The 23,626-nt window shown below is 42.1% G+C and carries 25 protein-coding genes, 1 tRNA gene and 1 pseudogene; 17 read left to right on the top strand and 10 right to left on the bottom strand.

The features are described 5' to 3' along the window. A pseudogene (locus V7K41_RS13200) lies at positions 1 to 275 on the bottom strand (hypothetical protein); the annotation flags it as partial. Positions 276 to 382: 107 nt separating this feature from the next. On the opposite strand from V7K41_RS13200, the gene V7K41_RS13195 reads away from it, so the two are divergent. Next, on the top strand, positions 383 to 1,549 hold the full coding sequence (locus V7K41_RS13195; RefSeq protein ID WP_334848745.1) for an AI-2E family transporter: 1,167 nt from the start codon (positions 383 to 385) through the stop codon (positions 1,547 to 1,549). Between the two features lie 35 nt (positions 1,550 to 1,584). Further along, positions 1,585 to 1,806: an alpha/beta fold hydrolase gene (locus V7K41_RS13190; protein WP_334848743.1), complete on the top strand. Its 222-nt coding sequence runs from the start codon at positions 1,585 to 1,587 to the stop codon at positions 1,804 to 1,806. 215 nt (positions 1,807 to 2,021) lie between these two features. Here V7K41_RS13190 and V7K41_RS13185 read toward each other — a convergent pair whose 3' ends face one another. Further along, the gene (locus tag V7K41_RS13185; protein ID WP_334848741.1) at positions 2,022 to 2,216 is read right to left on the bottom strand and encodes a hypothetical protein; all 195 of its coding nucleotides are present in this window, start codon (positions 2,214 to 2,216) and stop codon (positions 2,022 to 2,024) included. Positions 2,217 to 2,484: 268 nt separating this feature from the next. On the opposite strand from V7K41_RS13185, the gene V7K41_RS13180 reads away from it, so the two are divergent. The 3 genes from V7K41_RS13180 to V7K41_RS13170 all read left to right on the top strand — a co-directional run bounded on the left by V7K41_RS13180 (position 2,485) and on the right by V7K41_RS13170 (position 4,303). Beyond that, positions 2,485 to 2,976 (top strand): GNAT family N-acetyltransferase, encoded by a 492-nt coding sequence (locus tag V7K41_RS13180; RefSeq protein WP_334848739.1) that lies wholly within the window; start codon positions 2,485 to 2,487, stop codon positions 2,974 to 2,976. Positions 2,977 to 3,083: 107 nt separating this feature from the next. Further along, positions 3,084 to 3,761, top strand: coding sequence for a ComF family protein (locus tag V7K41_RS13175; RefSeq protein ID WP_334848737.1), 678 nt, complete (start codon positions 3,084 to 3,086; stop codon positions 3,759 to 3,761). An 86-nt stretch (positions 3,762 to 3,847) separates the two neighbouring features. Then, positions 3,848 to 4,303: a PPC domain-containing protein gene (locus V7K41_RS13170; protein WP_334848735.1), complete on the top strand. Its 456-nt coding sequence runs from the start codon at positions 3,848 to 3,850 to the stop codon at positions 4,301 to 4,303. 92 nt (positions 4,304 to 4,395) lie between these two features. Here V7K41_RS13170 and cobS read toward each other — a convergent pair whose 3' ends face one another. Further along, entirely contained in the window at positions 4,396 to 5,169 is a 774-nt protein-coding gene (gene cobS, locus V7K41_RS13165) for an adenosylcobinamide-GDP ribazoletransferase (protein ID WP_334848733.1), read from the bottom strand. Between the two features lie 375 nt (positions 5,170 to 5,544). On the opposite strand from cobS, the gene V7K41_RS13160 reads away from it, so the two are divergent. The 5 genes from V7K41_RS13160 (at position 5,545) to psbM (ending at position 8,724) form a co-directional block, all read left to right on the top strand. Next, positions 5,545 to 5,997, top strand: coding sequence for a hypothetical protein (locus V7K41_RS13160; protein ID WP_334848731.1), 453 nt, complete (start codon positions 5,545 to 5,547; stop codon positions 5,995 to 5,997). 338 nt (positions 5,998 to 6,335) lie between these two features. Next, complete coding sequence (gene tgt / locus V7K41_RS13155) at positions 6,336 to 7,493, top strand: tRNA guanosine(34) transglycosylase Tgt (RefSeq protein ID WP_334848729.1); 1,158 nt, start codon at positions 6,336 to 6,338, stop codon at positions 7,491 to 7,493. An 85-nt stretch (positions 7,494 to 7,578) separates the two neighbouring features. Next, positions 7,579 to 7,716 (top strand): photosystem II reaction center protein K, encoded by a 138-nt coding sequence (locus tag V7K41_RS13150; RefSeq protein WP_006195022.1) that lies wholly within the window; start codon positions 7,579 to 7,581, stop codon positions 7,714 to 7,716. Between the two features lie 185 nt (positions 7,717 to 7,901). Further along, positions 7,902 to 8,198 (top strand): 2Fe-2S iron-sulfur cluster-binding protein, encoded by a 297-nt coding sequence (locus tag V7K41_RS13145; protein WP_334848746.1) that lies wholly within the window; start codon positions 7,902 to 7,904, stop codon positions 8,196 to 8,198. Positions 8,199 to 8,607: 409 nt separating this feature from the next. Further along, positions 8,608 to 8,724 carry a photosystem II reaction center protein PsbM gene (gene psbM / locus V7K41_RS13140; RefSeq protein ID WP_273762658.1) on the top strand — a complete coding sequence of 39 codons (117 nt, stop codon included), beginning with the start codon at positions 8,608 to 8,610 and terminating at the stop codon, positions 8,722 to 8,724. A 177-nt stretch (positions 8,725 to 8,901) separates the two neighbouring features. On the opposite strand, the gene V7K41_RS13135 is transcribed toward psbM, so the two are convergent. Continuing rightward, complete coding sequence (locus tag V7K41_RS13135; protein WP_334848727.1) at positions 8,902 to 9,753, bottom strand: universal stress protein; 852 nt, start codon at positions 9,751 to 9,753, stop codon at positions 8,902 to 8,904. A 487-nt stretch (positions 9,754 to 10,240) separates the two neighbouring features. On the opposite strand from V7K41_RS13135, the gene V7K41_RS13130 reads away from it, so the two are divergent. After that, entirely contained in the window at positions 10,241 to 10,399 is a 159-nt protein-coding gene (locus V7K41_RS13130; RefSeq protein WP_334848725.1) for a hypothetical protein, read from the top strand. Positions 10,400 to 10,636: 237 nt separating this feature from the next. After that, on the top strand, positions 10,637 to 11,239 hold the full coding sequence (locus tag V7K41_RS13125) for a WD40 repeat domain-containing protein (RefSeq protein WP_334848723.1): 603 nt from the start codon (positions 10,637 to 10,639) through the stop codon (positions 11,237 to 11,239). Between the two features lie 68 nt (positions 11,240 to 11,307). On the opposite strand, the gene V7K41_RS13120 is transcribed toward V7K41_RS13125, so the two are convergent. The 5 genes from V7K41_RS13120 to psbZ all read right to left on the bottom strand — a co-directional run bounded on the left by V7K41_RS13120 (position 11,308) and on the right by psbZ (position 14,806). After that, positions 11,308 to 12,573 (bottom strand): glutamate-5-semialdehyde dehydrogenase, encoded by a 1,266-nt coding sequence (locus V7K41_RS13120; protein ID WP_334848721.1) that lies wholly within the window; start codon positions 12,571 to 12,573, stop codon positions 11,308 to 11,310. A 4-nt stretch (positions 12,574 to 12,577) separates the two neighbouring features. After that, on the bottom strand, positions 12,578 to 12,985 hold the full coding sequence (locus V7K41_RS13115; protein ID WP_094348002.1) for a hypothetical protein: 408 nt from the start codon (positions 12,983 to 12,985) through the stop codon (positions 12,578 to 12,580). Positions 12,986 to 13,650: 665 nt separating this feature from the next. Beyond that, positions 13,651 to 13,722: transfer RNA gene (locus V7K41_RS13110), tRNA-Gly, on the bottom strand. A 124-nt stretch (positions 13,723 to 13,846) separates the two neighbouring features. Further along, the gene (gene ribH, locus V7K41_RS13105; RefSeq protein WP_334848719.1) at positions 13,847 to 14,425 is read right to left on the bottom strand and encodes a 6,7-dimethyl-8-ribityllumazine synthase; all 579 of its coding nucleotides are present in this window, start codon (positions 14,423 to 14,425) and stop codon (positions 13,847 to 13,849) included. A gap of 192 nt (positions 14,426 to 14,617) precedes the next feature. After that, positions 14,618 to 14,806, bottom strand: a complete 189-nt coding sequence (psbZ, locus tag V7K41_RS13100) for a photosystem II reaction center protein PsbZ (protein WP_104908235.1) — start codon at positions 14,804 to 14,806, stop codon at positions 14,618 to 14,620. A gap of 151 nt (positions 14,807 to 14,957) precedes the next feature. Here psbZ and V7K41_RS13095 point away from each other — a divergent pair, with 151 nt between their 5' ends. Further along, positions 14,958 to 17,696: a CBS domain-containing protein gene (locus tag V7K41_RS13095; protein ID WP_334848717.1), complete on the top strand. Its 2,739-nt coding sequence runs from the start codon at positions 14,958 to 14,960 to the stop codon at positions 17,694 to 17,696. Between the two features lie 12 nt (positions 17,697 to 17,708). Here V7K41_RS13095 and V7K41_RS13090 read toward each other — a convergent pair whose 3' ends face one another. Then, the gene (locus V7K41_RS13090; protein ID WP_334848715.1) at positions 17,709 to 18,536 is read right to left on the bottom strand and encodes a Uma2 family endonuclease; all 828 of its coding nucleotides are present in this window, start codon (positions 18,534 to 18,536) and stop codon (positions 17,709 to 17,711) included. A 368-nt stretch (positions 18,537 to 18,904) separates the two neighbouring features. Here V7K41_RS13090 and abc-f point away from each other — a divergent pair, with 368 nt between their 5' ends. The 4 genes from abc-f to V7K41_RS13070 all read left to right on the top strand — a co-directional run bounded on the left by abc-f (position 18,905) and on the right by V7K41_RS13070 (position 23,560). Next, complete coding sequence (gene abc-f, locus V7K41_RS13085) at positions 18,905 to 20,545, top strand: ribosomal protection-like ABC-F family protein (protein ID WP_334848713.1); 1,641 nt, start codon at positions 18,905 to 18,907, stop codon at positions 20,543 to 20,545. A gap of 96 nt (positions 20,546 to 20,641) precedes the next feature. Then, entirely contained in the window at positions 20,642 to 20,968 is a 327-nt protein-coding gene (locus V7K41_RS13080; RefSeq protein ID WP_334848711.1) for a DUF6825 family protein, read from the top strand. Between the two features lie 151 nt (positions 20,969 to 21,119). Next, a complete protein-coding gene (locus V7K41_RS13075; protein ID WP_334848710.1) occupies positions 21,120 to 22,805 on the top strand; it encodes an ABC1 kinase family protein in 1,686 nt (561 codons plus the stop codon). Positions 22,806 to 22,822: 17 nt separating this feature from the next. Further along, positions 22,823 to 23,560 (top strand): PP2C family protein-serine/threonine phosphatase, encoded by a 738-nt coding sequence (locus tag V7K41_RS13070; protein WP_334848709.1) that lies wholly within the window; start codon positions 22,823 to 22,825, stop codon positions 23,558 to 23,560. Positions 23,561 to 23,626 lie beyond the last annotated feature (66 nt).

Here is a 23,626-nt window from a genome sequence, read left to right as displayed (position 1 = left end):
TAACTCAACAACCAAGTAAGTGCCAAAGTAATAGACAGACGACTAATAGCAAGTTGTTCCCGACTACCCTGGCCCCGATAGAGCATCCACAAGGATGGAAAAAAGCCGACGATCGGAACTAAATGTAAAAGCAACTGCATTTTGGGCATTGGGGATGGGGCATGATTATTCTCCCCCTGCTCCCCGTGCTCCCCCTGGCTCCCCTGCTCCCCTGCTCCCCACTCCCCACTCCCCATTCCCCACTCCCCATTCTCTTTTAGTTCAAAATTCTCCATTGGGGTTAGTCTAACTCCTAAACTAGAAGGATGAATAAGACTCATATAGTTAGAGATAATAAGCTGTAAAGAAAAATTTCATTTAGTTCTATTCCAATCAGCTCAAAATGCAGACACGCAAGCTACTCGACTGGTGGCAAAGATTCACACCAATAGCGCGAATCGGGGCGATCGCGTTATTCCTTCCGCTGCTAGTTCTCAATGGTTGGGCACTTTCGGTATTTTTCAATTATTTCCATTCTCTCATAGTCATTTTAGTCGGAGCCTCAGTGCTAGCATTTCTGCTCAACTACCCCGTGAGCTGGATGGAGCATCATGGTGCGAAGCGAGAGCAAGTTGCTATTTTAGTATTTCTCTTGGCTTTATCGATTTTATTGGCATTGGGTGTGACACTTTTTCCCCTGGCTCTTACCCAAGCTCAACAACTGGTGGCGCGTTTGCCAGAGTTAATCGACTCTGGACGCTCTCAGTTAATGATATTAAATGGAAAAGCTGAGACTTTTGGCTTACCGATTAACCTCGATGCTCTGGTGGTGCAAATCAACGATCGCGTCAAAGGACAATTACAAGCGATCGCAGGACAAGTTTTAAATCTAGCTGTACTCACAGTTACTAGTCTGCTAGATATTCTCTTGACGATAGTTTTGACTTTTTATCTTTTACAGCACGGGGGTGAACTCTGGGAAAGTTTAGTCGAATGGCTACCTAATAAATTTCGCGATCCTTTCTCTAAAACAGTCCGCTTAAGCTTCCAAAATTTCTTCATCACCCAGTTGATTTTATCTACCTGTATGGCTTCAGCCCTTATTCCTACCTTTTTGTGGCTGAAAGTGCCATTTGGATTGCTATTCGGACTAACTATTGGTCTGATGGCTCTTGTCCCCTTTGGCGGTTCTGTAGGCATCGCCCTGACTACACTATTGGTAGCGTTGCAAGATTTTTCAATGGGTGTGAGAGTGTTGATCGCAGCGGTAATTGTACAGCAAATTCTCGAAAATTTAATTGCTCCCCGAATTTTAGGCAGTTTTACTGGTTTAAATCCAGTTTGGATTTTAATTTCAGTTTTAACAGGGGCAAGAATTGGCGGACTGTTGGGTGTAATTGTGGCAGTACCTACAGCTGTTGTGATTAAAACTGCTTTAAGTGCCTTGCGTCCTGGTAGCGGGACAAACGACAGCACCATTGGGGAGATAACTGCATCCGTTCCAGCAAATGAGTCCTCGAAAGCTGACGCCAACAACACTTTGAGCATTTCTGAAGCGACATTGCCCTAATAGTTGTCTTTGCTCTCGATATACATAGGATTCACATGAGTACAATCACTACCAAAGACGGTACGCAGATATACTACAATGACTGGGGAACAGGGCCCACAGTTATTCTCTGGCACGGCTGGCCGCTTAATGCTGATAGCTGGGAAATCCAAGCGCTGTTCCTGGCATTGCGGGCGATCGCGTCATCACCCACCATCGCCGTGGGCATGGCAGATCGAGTCAGCCCTGAAATGGTAACGAAATGGATACCTAGTTGAAGACCCAAACGGGTGCGTTCTTGTTTTTTCGCAACCCGTTTCGGATAACTCTTTCAAACTCAACAACCATAAAAAAACTAGCAAGAAAAATTGCAGTTTTTACGCGTGTATCCAAAAGAATCGATGCCTCTATTGCCAAACATCTTGCAGCCGAAGGTGCAATCGCAGTACAGGCAAATGTTGCAAAAAAGGCAGAGATTGAACATCTTTTGGAATTATTTTTTACATAAATCTAAATTTAAGGTCATAAAGAATTTGTCAATCAGCATATTTGGCAAGAATACACCTGGTTGGGCATTGATGATGTAGGTAGATGTAGAGCCGATTTCTTCTTCGTTAAAGATGACCGAAACAGTGCTGAGTGCTGAGTAATGAGTGCTCAGTAAAGAAGTAATAATCGCACTCAGCACAGAAGGTCTGTTCGCGCAGCGTCTCTAAGAGTTGCCCCTGCTTTTAAGTATGGAAGAAAAAATAATACGTCCTTACTTCAATCCCCCCGTTTCGCTATGGGGTTACTCAGCACTCAGCACTCAGCACTCCTGACTTTTCTTAGCACTGACATAATTCACGCCTTGAGAGTACAGCCTGAAATAGACTCTGCAAGAATTGCTATTTGCTGAGTAAATTGGGATATAGATGCAGAAAATTTTTCTGTGTAAACTTGACCAGCAAATGGTAATGAAAAACTATTATCAAGATTTTTTAATTCGTGATTGGGTGGAAAGCGATCGCACAAGAGCCGCTGAAGTCATCAGTTATGTATTATCAGAATACGGTCTGGGTTGGGAACCAAAGGGTGCTGACCGAGATGTGCTGCGCGTAGAGGAATGTTATTTAGCTACTGGGGGAGAGTTTTGGGTAATTGAACACCAAAGTCAGTTAGTAGGTACTGGAGCATATTACCCCATACACCGAGGCAAAAAAGCTGTAGAAATCCGCAAAATGTATCTTTTGCCCAGCATCAGGGGTTTAGGATTAGGGAAATATTTGTTACAACAGCTAGAAGCAGCGATCGCAAAGCGTGGTTTTCAACAAATTTGGATTGAAACCGCCAGCGTTTTGGTGGAAGCAGTCAAGCTGTATGAAAGCAATGGCTACACTCCAGCAACGGGAGTAGAAACAACAAGGTGCGATCGCGTGTATGTTAAGTCATTGGTCAATAGTCATTAGTCATTGGTCATTAGTCATTAGCTAAGGACAAAGGACAAAAGACAAAGGACAAATGACAAATGACAAATGACAAATGACAAATGACAAAAGACAAAGGACGATTCTAAATGCACGCTTGGATTAAAAATCTCACAGGCTTACTCAATCTTTTTCTCCAATCCCATTGCCCTCTATGTCAACGCGCAACTTCCCAAGAATTCTGTCAAAACTGCACCAGACAACTGCAAAAATGTCAACGTAAAGACCCGATTTCTCTATGGCAAGAGCCTATACCTGTGTTTGGCTGGGGGGAATATGGTAGCCCAGTGAAACGAGCGATCGCAGCGATGAAATACGAAAATCAACCCCAAATAGCTCGTCCTTTGGGTCAATGGTTAGGAGAAGCATGGTTGTTAAATTCACCAAGGCGAGATAGCCAGCCTGTGGTAGTTCCCATCCCACTCCACGCTAGCAAACAAAAACAACGTAAATACAATCAAGCTGCACTGATAGCACAAAGCTTCTGCGAAATAACTGGATTAAAATTGAAACTAAACGGTTTAGCAAGAGTGCGAGAAACTGAAGCGCAGTTTGGTTTGTCGGTATCTAAACGAGAAAAAAACTTGGACAAAGCTTTTGCTATTGGGCAAGAATTTCGCCATCGTCCTCCAAATGTCCCTGTGCTGTTAGTGGACGACATTTATACTACTGGTGCTACTGCCAGGTCTGCTGTGCAAACACTTCGTCAGTATGGAATTGTGGTCTTAGGATTAGTAGCTGTAGCCACTGCCGTCAAAGACGGGTAAATCAAGAATTAACGCGCAAGCTTTGACTAATAAGTGGATACATTGACCGAATTAACCTATTTTTGTAGAAAAATTGCTTAAAATGTATGAATAAAGTTTTTGCGGCAGGTTTAAAACAACTCATCATCATTCCTGCCACATTGCTGGCAATAGGCATTAGTACAAGTGGAGCTTTTGCTCAAAATAAATTGTATAGTCCAATACCTTTATCTAACAGCACTGAACTTTCCGATAGCCTGTCCGACAAAGATATTCCCACAGGTCAAGGTGGGTTTGCCCGTGATTACACTGTGAAGTTGCAGAAGGGCGATAATTTAGCAGTTGACCTGTCATCGGAAAACTTTGATAGTATCATCACACTGCTAGCACCTGATGGTTCGACTCTGGCAGAAAATGATGATGGCCCTGATGGTAGTAGCAATTCCTTACTCTTTACTCGCATCGTGGAGACAGGGAGTTATGTTATTCGTGTCCGGTCTTTTGGGGAAACTGGGGTTGGGGCTTTTAAACTCAAAGTGACGAAGTTGCAACCGATTAAATGAAGTAGTCATTTGTCATTAGTCATTTGTCATTAGTCAAGAGTTACTCTTCTCTGCCTCCCCTGCCTCCTCATCTCCCTCATCTCCCTCATTTCTTAAAAAACGGTTAATACACAGAGAAATAAGGCTTCAGTCCACTCAACGACTGCGCCGTAAGTATCTCCAGTGTGTCCTCCTAATTTGTGGTTGAACCATGCACCAGTTAAAGTGGCGATCGCACTTCCAACAACTATCATTGTCAGTGCGAGAAATAGCTGCTGTTTATCTATCAGCCAAAGTAAACCACTCAAACTAAACAACAACAACAATCCCGGTAACAAATCTTTGTAAGAACGAATGGCTTGTTTGTGAAATGCGCCTTTACCAGTTGCTTTCAGATAAGGATATCGGGCGATCGCTAGTTGCTGTCCCCAACGTCCCCAGCCACAAGCAGCCATTAGCAATAACCAACGGTTTTCTGGCATATCCGCTAAAGCTGTTATTTTCAGCATCACCAAGGCGATCGCAGCCATTGCTCCAAAAGCTCCTGTGGCACTATCTGCCATCACCTCCAGTCGCCGATTTGGGTCACCCACTGCTAAACCATCGGCAGTATCCATTGCCCCATCTAAGTGCAATCCTCCAGTTATGGCAATCCAAACACTTACTACCAAAGTACTACGAGTTAGCACGGGCATACCAATATAATCTATTCCCGTATCCAGTAACCCTAAAATTCCCCCAATCATCAACCCGACAAGGGAAGCAAGACGTGCCACTCCCCGAAAATCCAATCCGTTTAAATACGGTAGTGGAATAATTGTGTAAAATATAATACTAGCTGCCAGCTTTAACAGCAGCTTTTTCCACCACTGTTGCTGTTTCGTCATCTAAATTACAATTAATTTTTGGTAAATTGCTGGATAATAGTCTTGATTTCGGTACAACCAACATCAGTAGACTTTAAAACTTTAGATAAGATTTACTTCTATTAAACATTCTCGTTGAAAATTTTGTTATGCTGGTCTAAGTGGCAATTAAATAATTGGAGTAATTCTTTATACATAAACAATTATTTAGGAAGTTAAAATTCCATCAGGGAGTAAAATTTGTGTTTTGTATTCGTTAACTAAAAACTTACTCCAAATTATTAGACGATTGCCCCATAAAATTGATATTTTTTTAAATGTAGGGAGTAAACAAGCTATTCAATTATGACAGTTTAGCTATGTTGTTGCTCTCCTTAGCTCAATCGCAATTTTCCTATGAGTCACCATCTACCCGACACCAGGATACCAGCTCCGTGCATTATTAACACGGGCATCATTGTGAATAAGCTCGACATCCGGCGATTGCTGGCAGATTTAGGTCGAGTCCACTACATCTACACCCAAGAAGATAAGGTACTGAGCGAGGGTGAAGGGGATGTGATGGAAGTTTTTGCTAATCCGCAAAGGTCTACCTTAGTGGCTAACCGCGCGCTATATCTGAATGTTTGTAGTTTTGATTACTTGGAACTAAAACAGTCGTCGCAACAAGAAACCTACTTTGATTTGATCCAAGAAGGAGTGTGTCTGCGGTTAATTCCCCAATCGACACCTTTACAAGAGCGACGAGAGCGAAGCTTCAATGTCAGCGCTATAGAAGCGATGATGGAACAAGTACTCTCAGCCAGGTGGGATGCAGAAATTGACGATGACTGTTCTGATTCTTTCTAAATAACAATTATTTAGAGTATATACTCGTAAAGTTGGTAACTAGGTTAGTAATGAATGCTGAAGTGTTCACTAAAACTCAATTACCAATTTTGATGTTTGTCCATAATTTAGCCAAATAATATTAATTTTGCCCTAATACCATTTGGTTTTATGGCTGCTAGTACCGCAAGGCAAAAGTCAAAAGTCAAAAATCAAAAGTCAAAAAGCTTTCATTTTGGGCTTTCTGGCTGTAATGAAATGGTAGGTTTATTTCTGCCGCGTTGTACTAGTTATGGATTTCTGAAACTCTTTACCAATGTTTCACAATCCAAAATCTAAAATCTAAAATTCCAAATGGTATGAGTGCGAATTTTTCTTTTCAATGTCTTGCTTGCTGTAGTCAGACAAAAGCTAGAGCAGGAGTGTTTTTCACCCCTCACGGTCTTGTAGAAACCCCCAGATTTATGCCCGTGGGAACGTTGGCTAATGTCAAAACTATCACCCCAACCCAGCTACGAGATACTGGGGCACAAATGATCTTATCCAATACTTATCATCTTCACTTACAACCAGGAGAAGCGATCGTGGCTGGGGGTGGTGGATTGCATAAATTTATGGGTTGGAACGGCCCAATGCTCACAGATTCGGGTGGGTTTCAGGTCTTCAGCTTAAGCGAGATGCGAAAAATTACTGAAGAAGGCGTAACTTTTCGCTCGCCCCGTGATGGACAAATTATTAACTTAACACCAGAGCGCTCCATTGAGATTCAAAATATTTTGGGGGCCGATGTGATTATGGCCTTTGATGAGTGTCCGCCTTACCCAGCAACTCGCCAAGAGGTAGAAACTGCAACTGAGCGCACTTACCGCTGGTTAGAACGCTGTATAACAGCTCATCAACGCAGCGATCAGGCGTTGTTTGGGATTGTGCAAGGGGGCGTGTATTTGGATTTGCGTTGCCGTGCGGCGGAAGCTTTGGCTAAGTTGGATTTACCAGGATATGCCATTGGTGGCGTGAGTGTGGGAGAACCGCCAGAATTAATGGCTGAGATTGTCAAAGCGACAGCACCGCTTCTACCCCCCGAAAAGCCGCGTTACTTGATGGGTGTGGGTACTTATCGGGAAATGGCGATCGCGATCGCATCTGGTGTAGATTTATTTGATTGCGTAATTCCTACCCGCTGGGCAAGACATGGTACAGCGATAGTCCAAGGCGGACGCTGGAATTTAAAAAATGCTAAGTTTCGTGACGATTTTACGCCATTAGATGAAACTTGTCCCTGCTACACTTGTCAAAATTTTAGCCGTGCTTACATATCTCATTTAGTGCGATCGCAGGAAATTTTGGCTTATACCTTGTTGAGCATTCACAACATTACCGAACTAATTCGCTTTACGCAAAAAATTCGAGAAGCAATATTGAGCGATCGCTTTGTTGCAGAATTTGGTCACTGGCTCAACGAAGAAAGCAAAGATGAGAAATCGAGAGTGCAAGAGCAGAGGATTAATGACAAATGACAAATGACCAATGACCAATGACCAAACTATGTTAAGATACTTCTCAATTATGAAAGCTGTGTTGGATAGGTGGATTTAAACAAACATGGAAGCAGCACTTTTATTAGCAAAACTGCCAGAAGCTTACCAAATCTTCGATCCTTTGGTAGACGTTCTCCCAGTTATCCCCGTATTCTTCTTGTTGCTTGCTTTCGTTTGGCAAGCAGCTGTGGGATTTAGATAAGTTAATCTATTGTTCAATTTATAGGACAGGTAGAGTACCTGTCCTATTTTTTTGCAGCGTCGTGTTTGATAAAGTTAATATTTATTAATATTTTGCAATGAATTATTATAATAAATAAGATGTTAATCAAGCTATGTCAATATGAAGCCTTGAAAGCCAAGCTTATAGTCAAGGAGGAATTAGTTGTGGGTAATATCAAATTCGTTAAAGAAAATAAAGAAGTAGTGGCGGCAGATGGTGCTAATCTCCGGCTCAAGGCGATACAAAATGGCATTGACATATATACATTGATTGGCAAGATGACCAATTGTGGTGGTAATGGTCAGTGTGGTACTTGCGTTGTCGAGATAATCGAAGGACTAGAAAATCTTTCCCCCCGCACAGACGTAGAAAACCGGAAATTCAAGAAAAAGCCAGAAAATTACCGCCTTGCCTGTCAAACTTTAGTGAATGGCTCAGTCAGCGTAGTAACGAAGCCTTAAGTTCTCAAATCTGCCATGTATAGCCGTAGCCACATAGGTTAGGACAGTCTTGATTGCTCAAAGCTTTAAAGCAACTGGGTTTTTACTCAGCACTCAGCACTCAGCACTCAGCACTTTGCTATATCCAGTCAGTAGTCAAAATACTTACCAAAATTGAGTTAAGTAAGTCGGTGCAATAAAACCAAACTGTGTGAAGAAAAGTAAATAAGGCTCAAACTCTTTCTCTCCCTGCTCCCTGCCCCCTGCCTTATCCCAACAATAATTATTTACGCCGACCTACTTACCTCTCTATGAGACGCTAGGCGAACATTTTGAATTTTGAATTTTGAATTTTGAATTGGTATAACTCTGTCATAGATGATGCTATCCTAATGTTGTTGACTGGAAATTTAAGAGAGGCTTTCTTGCCATGCAAGTTAATGACCTGGGGTTCATAGCGAGCATTTTGTTCGTACTAGTGCCCGCTGTGTTTTTACTAATTCTGTACATCCAAACTGCTAGCCGCCAAGGTGGAAAAGATAGTTAAGAGATTGTGTATAAAATAAATAACCTCTACACCAATAGTGTAGGGGTTTTTATTTATCAACTACCAACTTAGTGCTGTTAGCATAACCCGTGCTGAGTGCTGAATAGTAAAGACAAGACAAATTTTGCTTCTTTACTATCCTATTACAACAATTCTTCTACTCAGCACTTGTTTACTTTAAGCGATTGTCCGCGCCAACAATACCGGACAAGTGGCATTGACTCGAACATAATCAGACAAAGAAGATCCGATGAGTCGATCTATATCAACAAAACTCTTAGCGATCGATGGACGACGATCTGGAGAACCGAGCAATAATAAATCTATATTCAACTCTTCTGCCAACCGACAAATTTCTTCACCAGGTTTGCCCTTGCTGATATAAGAACGAGATTGGATACCCTGTTTTTCAGCTTCTGCGACTGCGGCTGCTAAAACTGGATTTTTGTCTGAGTTAACTTCGGTTATTTCCGATTTTTTCCCGCCTAAATCTGTACTAATATTTGCCAAAATTAACTGCCCGCCCTGAATATCTCGCAACAAGAATAGAGCCAATTTCAAGCAGTTTTTTGCTGAATCAGAGTTGTCTATTGCCACCATAATACGCTTAATTCTTTTGACATAAATGTCATCTTTTACCAGCAACATGGGGCGAGAAGATAGTTGAAAAACATACTGACTGACTGAGTTCGATAAAATCGATTGCAGCCGCTTCAGTCCGCGTGAACCCATAATAATCAAGTCAGCGTCGATTTCATCAGCTACTTGGCAAACTACATCTTTGGGGTCGCCTTCACGCAAAATTGAAGAAACTTGACTAGGATCTAAGTTCAAACTTTGAATGGCATTCGCCAGAATTTTACCACCATTTTCCCATTTAGCTGTCATGATAGTAGCAGTTCTTTGTGCAGGAACAACATGCAAAATCGTAACTTTTGCAGATTGAATTGAAGGGATTTCTTTCAGGGTTTTGAGCATTTCCTCTGCGTGTCCCAATCCCGATACAGCCAGCAAAATTCTTCTGATCATCTTACGTAATTTTTGTGAAGTTTACTTTTGTTTTCGCTGTTGGTACTTGGCTCTGGTCAGATTTTCACCACCTTGCTTGACAACCTAGTTAGTAAGTCGGCACAAATAAACTTTGTTTTTTAGTATTTAACACTCAAACAAACAGCAAAGGATAAAAAACTAAACAAATGTTTAAGTTTTTTTACACTTAAGTTGCTTAAATTTTCAACTAGACTTCAACTATTAAGCATACTCTCAATTTAGACTGATGAACTTAATAAATTATGATGTTAGTTATTATTTTTAATCTATGTTTATTTTTGTTAATTATAGTTTAATTAAGTATTGCAAATAAATACCAAAATAACTTTATAGGAAAATTGATTCAGTATAAGCTTTAACAGGCGATCGCTTCTCGACTTGAATAGTCTACACTCCTCCTAAATTTCCCATATTCTCTACTTTTTTAAGTCTTTTGTAATTTTGGTAACTCAGAAAGGATGCAGTTTTGCTAGGAATTGAAAGAGTTAAGCAATTGCTGACGCATGGAAGAGTTGAACAAAAAATTGATGCCCTTATAGATGCTTTTGAGTATGGGGAAGCTGGCTTAGACTTGATTATTAAAGCTTTACAAAACTCAGAGGTTAATGTTCAAGAAACAGCTTAGTGGCTACTTCAGTAAAGTACAGAGCCAAGAACTAAACTGGCATTACAGCTATACAACCCATATTTATTTTTTGAGTATCTTTTTACTATTAAAAGATATACAGATGAAGTTCGCAGTATAGCTTGTGTAGATATAAGCCAAGAGTTGCAAACCTTAGTTACTTGTAATTATAACAACATAATTCAAGTGTGGAATATGCAAACGCAACAAGTAATTTGCACATTCTAGACAGAAGCAATGAAGGAATTTGATCAAATCGCGATCGCACCCAACAATGGCGTTTTAGGACTTTGGCATTGTCTTGATTTGGCTGAGGTGTGGGATTTAAAAATAGGGCAGAAGATTTTCACTACAAATATCCAGTCGGAGGAATTTTGGGGAGTTTCTTTTAGCCCAGATGCTCAAACACTTGTAAGTACTCGTAATGGCTATGAACTAACATTTTGGGATGTTAATGAACAAAAGATAATACCTTCAATTTTTATCCCCGAAAATATTCATCGCCGTTATCCCATTTACTCAAATTCGCAAATATTAGTGACTGAAGAACAAGGCTTTGACCAAAACTATGAAATATGGGATTGGCAAACACAACAAGTAATTTGCACCTTAAGCCTTTCAGGGTATATGCCTGTAATTACTGTCAGCCGCGATCAACGCTTTTTACTTAGTGGTAGTCGAGAAAATGGAATTATCAAAGTGTGGAATATTCGTACAGGACATGAACTTTGTAGTCTCACAACTCATTCATCGTCAATTACTCGTCTTGCAATTAGCTCAGATGGACAGAGACTATTTGTTTGGAGTGGAGACAGCACCGTTGAGGTGTGGGGAATTTAATTATTCACGGTGATTTAAGATAGTTTTACTTCAGAATTCAGAATTCTACTGTAGAAGTTACGAATTATTTAAAACCTGCCATTTCCCTGAACAATATGCTTAACAGTGGTCAAGGTTTCCAGGCTGATAAATCCCCGACGATGACCTTTTTGGTTAGACATACCGAGAAATACTGAATCTCCCCGCGAAGGGTTGCGCGAAAAACGCGGGGAAGTGTTGATGTAGGTAGAAGCACTAGTAACTCCTAAAGCAAACTGCCGACTTTCCTGGTAAGATTCAGTCACGATGGAGTCGGCATGACCACTACTGTATTCATTAATCCAAGCGATCGCAGCCTCTAAGCTATCCACCAGTTTAAAAGCTACTGTCCTCGTTAAATAAGGGTTTCCCCATTCGCCTTCTTTTACCAGCTGCAACTGAGGAAAGGCTTGTACTAATTCTGCATCCCCTTTAATTTCAAAGCCTTTTTCCATCAAGCTGTTCCACAGAACGGCTATTGATGATGGCAAGGCTTGACGATGAATTAGTACCTTTTCAATGGCGTTGACTTGATCGGGTTCACTTTGATGGCTATTAAGAATCATCCAGCGCACCATTTCTAAGCTACTATTGGGCGACCAGTAGAGGTAACAGTTACCCATCGCTGACTTTAAAACTGGGCAAGTTGACTGTCGAACTACCTGCTGCACTAAACTAGAACGTCCGTAGGGAATCACTAAATTCACATACTGGTCTTGGGTAACTAAATCCCGAATTGAAGCACCATGTTCTGCTGTAATCAGTTCTACACAACCTGGTGTTAGTCCAACTTCTGCGATCGCATTTTGCAGTACCTCAGCAATGGTGGCGTTGGAATGGCTAGCTTCAGTACTACCTTTGAGAATTATACAATTGCCAGTTTTGATACAAAAACCCGCTGCGATCGCCCCTAAATCGGGAAACGCCTCATAAATAAATCCAATCACTCCCAAAGGCATTAACTGGGTGTAACTCTGGGAATCTTCCAGTTGATAATCAGCAGTTCTGACGCGTCGCAGCGGATCTGATAATTCCCCCAACCGTTGTAAAATGTCTACTGTCATCTCTAGCCTTGTGGGAGTCAGCTTCAGCCAATCCAATATCAGCTCAGGCACTGCCATTTCCCGACTGGCTTCTAAATCCAAGGTATTGGCTTCTAGAATGTCATCAAATGAGCGCTCAATCGCCTTGGCCATTGCCAATACTGCACGACTGCGGTCTGCTCCCTTTGTGAGTCCCAACTTTAGGGAAGCTTGATAGGCTCGTTGGGCACTAGTAATCGGTTCGGGGTGGTCATCTAAAACTTCAACAGTCATTGAGTTAACGTCTGTAGGTAAGCCAGACCATTAGTGCTGGTAGGATAGCCAATAGCACCGCCACCATTGCCCAAGCAATAATGCTGGAACCATTTGCCAATCGCAGTGCTAATGGCAGCCATATAATCACTAGCACGAAAATAATGCCAAGTGCTATAGGCAGATAGCTTTCTCCTAAACGGGGATGGACAACATGCCAACTATTTCCCATCCAACGCCAAGCCCTTTTGTAGGGATAGGTGGTAGAAAGCTGTTCTAGGACATGACCATTATCTTCTACGACAAAGATTTGCTGACAGCGATCGCAACCAAATGCTTCTGTCAGCGTAATCGGAATTAACTGACCCCGGCGACGACAGGGACAGGGGTATTCGGTATTGAAATCGATTTTTTCGGGTTTTTGGGATTGCACAAGCGTTCTAATAACTTGAGCGTGTTTTACACGAACTGCGAGAATATGATGCCTTAAAGGCTTCTGTGTTTATATACATAGAAAGGCGATACAAACATTGTCTTGATTAAATATAGTAGATGCAGCTAACTTTAAGTATACTAGTTGCCAAATTAGTACGGAGTTATCTATTTGTAGTCTTTCCCCGTAGCTGGCGATCTTGTTTAAAAACTTCCTTCTTTTCATCTGTCGCTTTCAAGGTAATCTGGTTGCGTTTTTGGGGATTTATTATGCTGACACACCTGGTACAATTTTAGGCATAGCTGGCGACCACTCCTAAAGCAAATCCTTGGGGAAGGCTACACTCGTAAGCAACACACATTAACAAACCCGCTAATTTCCCTTTGGGCCAATTTATATTACTATCGGTTCTCAAAGTTAGTTAGATTGGCATTAGAGCCAATCTCTATTCTTTAAAGTTCACAAGCGTTTGCAAAGCGGGAATTGCTAAAACATCTATTGTAGTGTGTAACTCTTTGTCCAAATATAGATTGTGGCTAATCTTGACCGATCTGTCCACATTTGGAGCGGTTTACAAAAGTGCAGAGCTAATCTACGAACACTTCAACGCACCCTAAAAACACTAAACCTCTTGGAATTGTTAAATTCAAGAGGTTTTAGTTGGAAGCGGGTAACGCGATTCGAACGCGCGACATTCACCTTGGCAAGGTGACGCTCTACCACTGAGCTATACCCGCGATCATCACCCAACTAATATCTCAGATTTATCTGTAATTGTCAACCCCTTAATTTGGTCATTAGTCATTAGTCATTCGTCATTCGTCATTAGTGAATAACAAAGGACAAATGACTAATGACGGATTAGCCGAGTTCTTCTGACTCCACAGTTAAATTGCCGACGCTGGTACTTTGAAAAGAGGGTGGTAAAGACTGGCTATTACGAGAATATGGCTCTGCCAGATTGGAACGTAGTTGCCGCATCAGGCTAGCCATTTCTAGGGCATTCAGGGCGTAATCCCAGCCATGATTACCTTTTATGCCTGCCCGTTCTAAGGCTTGCTGCATAGTATCTACTGTCAAAATGCCAAAAATTACTGGCACCCCAGTTTGAAAGCTAGCGGCGGCAATGCCTTTAGAAACCTCTGAGGATACGTAATCAAAATGGGGTGTTTGCCCTCGAATGACTGCGCCAAGACAAATTACAGCATCATAACGATGGGAAAGTGCTAATTGGCGAGCTACTAAAGGTACCTCAAAACTTCCCGGAACCCAAACATAGTCCACCTGATTACCTTGGGGGTTAGGGTCTACACCGTGGCGTTTTAAACAATCTTGACATCCCTCTAGCAGCTTTCCGGTAACGAGGTCATTGAATCGACCAATCACCACTGCAAACCGCAAAGGCTCCGTTTGGGTAAAAGTTCCCTCGAAAACTGCCATGACTGCCTCTTTATCAACTATACTTCTGGCCAATATACATTTCTTATTTAAATGTAGAGGAGCAGGAAAGCGCGGTCAGGATGAAGTTATCAGGAAAAAGAAAAAATCCTTTGTTTCCCTTAACCTTTGACCTTGGCTTTTCTGCCCCTCTAGTTCTTATATTATGTGCCTGCGCCAGAGCGAAGCCGTCGCCTACACGACAAAAAAGTTTAACAAACCAACTAAAAATACCAAACCAATCCAGACGCCAGAACCAACCCAGAGCAGTTTTTTAGATTCACCCCAATTTTGGGGAGTGGCGTAAGCAACCGGAACTCCAACAACGAGGACAAAAGACAACACCACTAGACCTATCAAGGCAAATTGGAATATTATGGTCATTTTTGCTTCTCCCAATACAGCGAAATACTAAGGTATAGAATATCCTAAAGGGCGACACTGACACTTTCTTATTATTTTTAAGCTAGCAGAAATTGCAACATTTTTGTCATTTGTCCTTTGTCTAAGTACAAGTGATTAATGACTCTTAACTATGGATTTAATTCTTTGCCACACAACAGCAGATTTTGACGCATTAGGAGCAGCAGTAGGGTTAACGCGCCTACTATCGGGAAGCAAGATTGTGCTAACTGGCGGCTCTCATCCTACTGTACGGGATTTTTTAGCATTGCATCGGGATGAATATCCTCTGATTGAACGCCGTTCGGTGAATTCAGAAAAAATTCGCTCTTTGACTGTGGTGGATACACAACAGCGCGATCGCTTGGGTAAAGCTGTTGAGTGGTTAGATTTACCCGATGTAAGAGAGATTATAGTTTATGACCATCACTTAGGACAAGAATCAGATATTTCCGCGACGCGATCGCATATTGACTCAGTAGGAGCCACCACAACTTTAATCGTCGAGCAATTGCAACAACAGGAAATTTCCTTGACTCCTGCCGAAGCGACTGTAATGGCTTTGGGTATCCACGTTGACACTGGCTCCTTGACATATGACCAGTCCACACCACGGGATGCCCTAGCTTTGGCTTGGTTGATGCAACAAGGGGCTAGTTTATCAGTAATTTCCACCTACCGTGACCCCGGATTATCTCCGCAATTGCAGCAGCTATTAACTGAATCTCTGGAAAGTTTAGAATCTCTCTGTCTACATGGATATACGGTTGCTTGGGTAACTTTGAAAACTGAGGCTTTTGTGCCAGGGCTATCGAGTCTGGCATCGGAACTTGTGGAATTAACCGAAATTGATGCCCTATTATTGGCTAATGAGTATCTTTTAGGTAAAGAGGATTCACGCTTAACTGTAATTGGGCGATCGCAAATTCCCAAAACGAATCTGAACCTATTATTTCAGCTCTTGGGTGGTGGCGGTCATTCGCAAGCCGCATCGCTAAATCTAAGGGGAGTTGATTCGCAGGCAATATTAAAACAACTCCTTGACGGGATAAAAGCACAAATTCCCCATCCCCTCACTGCTAGGGATTTGATGTCTTCTCCTGTCCGCACGATTCTGCCTGAAACGACAATTGCCGAAGCCCAGCGCATTTTATTACGCTATGGACACTCTGGTTTATTCGTAGTCGATACTCAAGGGCAACTAGTAGGTATTATTTCGCGGCGGGATATTGATATCGCTTTACACCACGGATTTAGTCATGCACCAGTCAAGGGCTACATGACTAAGAATCTCAAAACGATTACACCAGATACGACATTACCACAAATTGAGTCGGTGATGGTGACTTATGATATTGGACGCTTACCAGTATTGGAAAATGAGCAGTTAATGGGTATTGTCACCCGTACTGATGTCTTGCGGGAATTACATCAAGAAAGGGATGAAGACCAAGAGGGACAAAAATTCAAAATTCAAAATGACGCTTATGGACTCGCTAACGCTGCGCTAACAAAATTTAAAATTCCTCTCAGGACTGAGTTGCAAAATCGCCTTGCTCCGCAACTGTGGCAGTTACTCACTACAGCATCGCAAGAGGCAGAAAAACGGAGTTGGCATCTTTATCTAGTCGGCGGTGCGGTGCGGGATTTGCTATTAACAGAAGCAGTAGCGGGCACTTTGATGATTAAAGATATCGATCTTGTGGTTGATGGCTTTCATAAATCAGCAGATGTCGGTGCTGGTGTGGAATTAGCAAAGGCACTCCAACAACTTTACCCTATGGCTCGCTTAGAAATCCACGGGGCTTTTCAAACTGCGGCTTTGTTGTGGCACAAAGACCCAGAATTAGATTCTCTCTGGGTAGATATTGCCACTGCTAGAACAGAATTCTATCCTTATCCAGCCGCAAATCCAGAAGTTGAGGCGAGTTCTATTCGTCAAGACTTGTATCGCCGAGATTTTACCATGAACGCCCTCGCCTTGCGCCTGACTTCCCCTCGTACTGGTGAATTACTCGATTTTTTTGGTGGATTACTAGATTTACAAGCTAAACAAATTCGGGTTTTACACGCCAATAGCTTTATCGAAGACCCCACCCGCATTTTTCGTGGCGTGCGCTTTGCCGTGCGCTTCGGATTTCAGATAGAATCGCAAACTGAAGAGTTTATCCGCTATGCCATCAACAGTGGTGTTTACGATCGCACTGCTCAAGAGAATAGCAGAACTCCAGCCCTGCAAACTCGACTGAAAACAGAATTAAAACACATCCTAGAAGCCCCCTACTGGAAATCAGCTTTACAGTTACTCGATAACTTAGAGGCATTGCAATGTATCCATCCTACCCTAAAGCTAGACGCAGAACTCCTGCGACAATTACGTTTGCTAGAACGCTGTTTGCGGCGATTTGACCTGCAACCAACCCTCATTCATTGGGAAATGCGTTTAGAAGCGTTAATCACCCATCTAGCACCACAATATCGGGCGAAAGTAGCAAAAAATCTGCAATTGCAAGAAGATGGCATTAAACGCTTGCAAAACTTGGCTTCTGCCCAAGCTGAGGTAATGGAATCTTTACCTGAGTGTCAAATTCCTAGTCAAGTAATGCAGTTGTTGCGACAGTATGATTTACCAATGCTGATTTTAATCGCTGTGCAAAGTCCGCGATCGCTCAGACATCAGATTTGGGAATATTTAACTGTTTGGGCTAATGTGCAGCCACTACTGAATGGCAATGATTTAAAGAAACTGGGTTACAAACCAGGGCCTCAATATCGACAAATATTAGATGATATGCTTGCTGCTACCTTGGATGGAGTAATTAAAGATAAGACTGAAGCTGAGGAGTTTTTAGCGCAACACTATCCTAAATGAAATAGCTCTGGTCTAAATTGTTTCTGGATTGATATTTAACTCCCGCAGTTTTGCTGCTAAACGTTCAGCTTTTTGTTCGGCTTGTTCAGCTTTTTGTTCGGCTTGTTCAGCTTTTTGTTCGGCTTGTTCAGCTTTTTGTTCAGCTTGTTCAGCCTTTTGTTCGGCTTGTTCAGCCTTTTGTTCGGCTTGTTCAGCCTTTTGTTCGGCTTGTTCAGCTTTTTGCTGTACCTGTTCTGCCGTTTCTTCCGGTGTTGGTACTAGTTGTCTATCTCGTGTAAAAAATCGCAATAAACCTTCATAAACTCCCAAATATAACCCTAGCTGATGACTCCACAAATATCCTTGTTCGCTTGCTTGTAGAGGTTGATATTCTCCATCTACTAAATGAAATCCCGCAAATTCTTGTGTGTAAGGGTCAAACCAAAAATAATCGGGTGTGCGGAAGGTATCTTGATAAATTGTTTTCTTTAAATCTTTGTCAGTATTCGCTGTTGAGTCAGACAAAATTTCTAGAATTACATTCGGATATTTGCCATCTTCTTCCCAAACTACCCAGCTTTTACGGGTTTTACGTTCGCATCCCAGCACTACAAAAAAGTCTGGCCCCCGGAAGTTTTCTGATTTGCGTTGGCGTGGACTGTAGTAAATAGTCAAATTTCCAGCTGCATAGAAATCATTTCTATCTCGCCACAGCCATTTTAGGCATTTGAGTAAGAGCATGATTTGCTCTAGATGAAGTTCGCTTTCCAAGGGAGGCTCATCGCTATATAAATCACCAGGAGGGAATATAACATCTTGACAGATGCCTTCTTGAGAATCTAATTCTTGAGCAATAGTCATAGAATGGATATGGCATCAAGTAGTTATTAGTTTATTTTACCACTGTCGCAGTTAGCGATCGCTACTCTTCCGAAATACCTTCGTGCTACACTGTAGTCAATATCAAACCTCATCACAACTCCAACGAGATAACACAAATGAAGTAGTACCAAACACCTGTTGCGCCAAAGCAACAAATGTCAACAAAGAATAAACGCAACTAGTTTGACAGGGTTACTTCACATAGTCATGCACTAAAAATATTGTCATCACTCCTATCTACATAGAACCGTTTGACGATTGTCTGTGGCTGAGTTTTTTTGTGTCTAATCTACCCGTAATTTTTGGAAACACACGGGTGGAAGTTTGCGAATTGAGGTTTGAAAAGAATGCCGAAAAAATCAATATTGTTAGCTGAGAATTTAGCATATAAACTCAGCGTAGATAGAATTTTGTTTCAAGGAGTTCATGTGAATATCGAAGCAGGCGATGCCTTCGGTAAGACGCATGGGCGTCAACGCATTGCTTTGGTTGGTCGCAATGGGGTAGGAAAATCAACCCTTTTCAAGATACTTGCAGGTCAAATTAACCCATGTACCGGTTCAGTTTGGTGTAATGGTATTGTCTATTATTTGCCACAAATCAGCACTATCAAACAAGAAATTACAGCAGATACAGTACTTAATTTTCTGATTTCCATGTCTGATGAATGGTGGAAAATTGAAGATATTTTGCAAACACAATTTCACACTAAATTTGACTTATCTTTGCCAATCGCTAACTTGAGTGGCGGAGAACTTGCGAAGCTATTTCTGGCAATCGGTTTAGCTCAAGAGCCAAACTTGCTATTACTTGATGAGCCAACTAATCACATGGATTTGCAAGCATTAGAAAGCTTGAGACAGTTTCTTTTGAATTTCACAGGTGCGTATGTAATTGTCTGTCATAAGCCTTTTTTCTTAGACCAAGTGACAGATGTTACTTGGGAACTTACATCTGTTGGCTTGAAAGTATATGGCGGTAATTTCTCGTACTATCGAGAACAGAAAGAAATAGAGTTAGAGGTAGCATTGCGATCGCACGAAGCCGCCAGAAAGGAACTCAAACGTACTCAAGCCACAGCTATGCAAGAACAGCAACGCGCAGCCCAATCTAGTCGCAACGGTCGCGCCAAGTTTCTGAATGGTAGTATTGATAGAATGGCAGCAGGACTAATTAAAACCAAAGCTGAGGTGTCTACCGGAACTGCGAAAAAAAAACATGAAGCAGCAGTAGCAAAGGCTAATCAAAAGGTTGCACAGACGAAGGTCAAAACTACCAAAGTAACAAGTATTCAGCTAGAAGAAAAAAATCAAAAGCGCCGAAATTTAATTAATATCCAGGGTGCAAATCTTAAGATATCAAAGCGTCTATTGATTCAAAATATTCAACTGCATATATCATCTGGCGATCGCATAGCCATTATCGGCGCAAACGGTTCTGGTAAATCGAGTTTGGTGAAAGCAATTTTGGGGATGGAAAACCAAACAGCGGTTTTAGAATCAGGTGAGGTTTTGCTCACACCAGCAATGAAAGCTGTATATCTCGATCAAACCTACGAATTGGTAAATCGCCAATACACAATTCTGGAAAATATGCAAGCTACTAATTCTCATCTCAGCTATCAGCTTTTGCGTCAACAACTAGGACACTTTCTCTTTAAAGATGATGACGTTCACAAAAGCACCTCTATACTGAGTGGAGGTGAATTGGCAAGATTAGCGATCGCTATGATCGGTATCTCAGAAATTGATTTATTGATTCTCGATGAGCCAACTAATAACCTGGATATTGAAACTGTTGAGCAAATGGTTGTAGGTATCAATGATTACCAGGGAGCGCTTTGGGTAATATCCCACGATATCGATTTCCTCAGTCGGATTAACATTACCCAAGGTTTCAAGTTGAGGGAACAAACTTTGAAAAGGACAACTTATTTACCGAGTACACCAGAGCAATATTATCGAGAGTTGCTGGAATGTGATAAATAAAGCGATCGCCTCATGTAAATTTCTAGCTCAACAACAGAAGCCGCAAAGCATACAGGCAAGTTATAATTCTCTTGCGGATCAACGTAACAAAAATTTATGAGTAACCCCCTTGTGCAAGCCTTTTTCGTAGGCAGAGCAGTAGCTGAAGTAGTTAATGAGCGTTTAGAGGTCGTCTTGACCGATGCTTTGAGCGATCTGGGCAAATTTGATGCAGAAGCTAGAGAGCAGTTGCGCCAGTTTACAGAAGAAGTCGTAGAGCGGGCAAATCGGGCAGCAGAAACAGCTAGTGCCAGTCAAGCTACCGCAGGTACTGGGCAAGCCAGTTCTGATTCAGGTGACTTGCAAGCAGAGATTGATGAATTACGAGCCGAAATTGCCCTATTACGAACAGAATTGCAACATTATCGTAGAACTTCTGCATAAATTTTAGTCATTAGTCATTGGTCATTGGTCAAAAATTATGTCCAAATGACAAAAGACAAATGACAAAGGACATTTAAGAAAAAACAGTTTAGGAATCAGAGTGTCTTTTCTTCCAAGTGATTCGGTCGCAAACCAACGGTAAACAAAGTATATGGAACAAGGTTATTCAGAGAAGGCATACCGTTGGAATCGGGAAAAATACTCTAGCAAACGGCGTTTTGTGGACATTTGGTCTTTTGTCTTGACCTTATTGTTCAAACTTTGGCTATACAACAAATCTTGGAGTTATCCAGGTGGTGTGACTGACGTAAAGCAAGCTGCAAGACGCAAAACCCAAGCGGTTTGGATTCGCAATACTCTACTGGATTTAGGACCAACCTTCATCAAAGTTGGGCAACTGTTTTCTACCCGTGCTGATATATTCCCTGGTGAATATGTAGAAGAACTAGCCAAGTTACAAGACAAAGTACCCGCATTTAGTTATGAGCAAGTAGAAGCGATCGTTGAGAAAGAACTAGGCAAGAAAATTCCTGAACTCTTCCATAATTTTGAACCTATTCCCTTAGCTGCTGCTAGCTTGGGGCAAGTACACAAAGCTGTGTTACACACTGGGGAATCGGTTGTTGTCAAGGTACAACGTCCTGGACTCAAGAAATTATTTGAAATAGATTTACAGATTCTCAAAGGAATTACCCGCTACTTTCAAAGCCATCCCAAATGGGGGCGGGGACGAGATTGGTTGGGTATTTACGAAGAATGTTGTCGCATTCTTTGGGAAGAAATTGATTATCTTAACGAAGGTCGTAACGCCGATACTTTTCGCCGGAACTTTCGCGGCTACGATTGGGTGAATGTTCCAAGAGTATACTGGCGTTACGCCACTTCCAGAGTGCTGACTTTAGAATATCTCCCTGGAATTAAAATTAGCCAATACGAAGCTTTAGAAGCAGCAGGTTTAGATCGAAAGGCGATCGCTCGTCAAGGCGCTCAAGCCTATTTGCTACAGTTACTCAATAGTGGCTTTTTCCATGCCGATCCTCACCCAGGCAATATTGCTGTTAGTGCAAATGGTGCTTTGATATTCTACGATTTCGGCATGATGGGGCGGATTAAGTCCAACATCCGCGAAGGATTGATGGAAACACTGTTTGGTATTGCCCAAAAAGATGGCGATCGCGTTGTGCAATCTCTCATCGATTTAGGCGCGATCGCCCCAACTGATGATATGGGCCCAGTACGGCGTTCCGTCCAGTATATGCTGGATCATTTTATGGATAAGCCCTTTGAGAACCAATCAGTTGCAGCAATCAGTGACGACCTTTACGAAATAGCTTATAATCAGCCATTTAGATTTCCAGCAACTTTCACTTTCGTGATGCGAGCCTTTTCTACTCTAGAAGGGGTAGGTAAAGGCTTAGATCCAGAGTTTAACTTTATGGAAGTTGCCAAACCTTATGCAATGCAACTTATGACCGATATGAATGGTTCTGAGGGGAATAGCTTTCTTAACGAATTAAGTCGCCAAGCAGCTCAGGTAAGTAGTACCGCCTTTGGTCTGCCACGTAGATTAGAGGATACACTGGAGAAGCTAGAGCAAGGAGATATGCGCTTGCGCGTTCGGTCTATAGAAACCGAACGCCTGCTGCGGCGACAGAGCAGTATTCAGCTCTCAATAAGTTATGCTCTGTTAATCAGCGGTTTTACGCTTTCAGCTACTATTTTAGTGGTTAAGGATTATCTATGGTTGGCACTGCTGCCTGGTTTAATTGCAGCGGCGCTTTCAGCGATTCTGATCCGATTACTTTTACGCCTCGACCGTTACGATCGTATGTATTAATTGTTGCAAAAAAATTTATGAAACTCAATTTCACGGGTTTTAGCGATCCGGGACTTATTCGTTCTAATAATCAGGATGCTTACTATATCGACCCAGAAGGGCGATTTTTCGTTGTTGCCGATGGCATGGGTGGTCATGCTGGAGGTGAGGAGGCAAGTAGAATTGCCACTGGAGAAATTCAGGCGTATTTGGTAGCAAATTGGGAAACCTCTAAATCTTCTCAAGAATTGCTAGAGCAAGCTTTGTGGGGTGCCAATGAAGCGATTTTGCAGGATCAGCAAAATCATCCCGAACGCGCCGATATGGGGACAACGGTTGTAGCAGTGATTTTTCGCTCTCCAGAGTCGCCTTGGTGCGCTCATGTTGGCGATTCGCGGCTGTATCGCTTCCGAGAGTCGCACTTAGAACAGGTAACGGAAGACCACACTTGGGTAGCACGAGCAATCAAAATCGGTGACATCACCTTAGATGAAGCACGATTACATCCTTTTCGTCATGTATTATCGCGTTGTTTGGGACGTGAAGACTTGCATCAAATTGATGTGCAACCACTAGATGTAAAAGTTGGCGATCGCTTGCTCTTATGTAGTGATGGTCTTACAGAAGAACTTGTCGAACACAAGATTGCTAGCTGCCTTCAAAATAGTCTTTGGCTTGATAAAACCGCCATCTCTCTTGTTGAGGCTGCCAAAGAGCATGGAGGGCACGATAACATCACAGTTGTTATCGTCTCACTCGAAGAAAATAGTCATTAGTCATTGGTCATTGGTCATTGGTCATTAGTCATTAGTCGATGCTTAGTAACTTTAAACAAATGACAA

Origin of the sequence: Nostoc sp. (assembly GCF_036917415.1) — a bacterium.
In the GTDB taxonomy this organism is placed as follows: Bacteria; Cyanobacteriota; Cyanobacteriia; order Cyanobacteriales; family Nostocaceae; genus Nostoc.
This window is presented reverse-complemented; position numbering and strand designations above follow the sequence as displayed.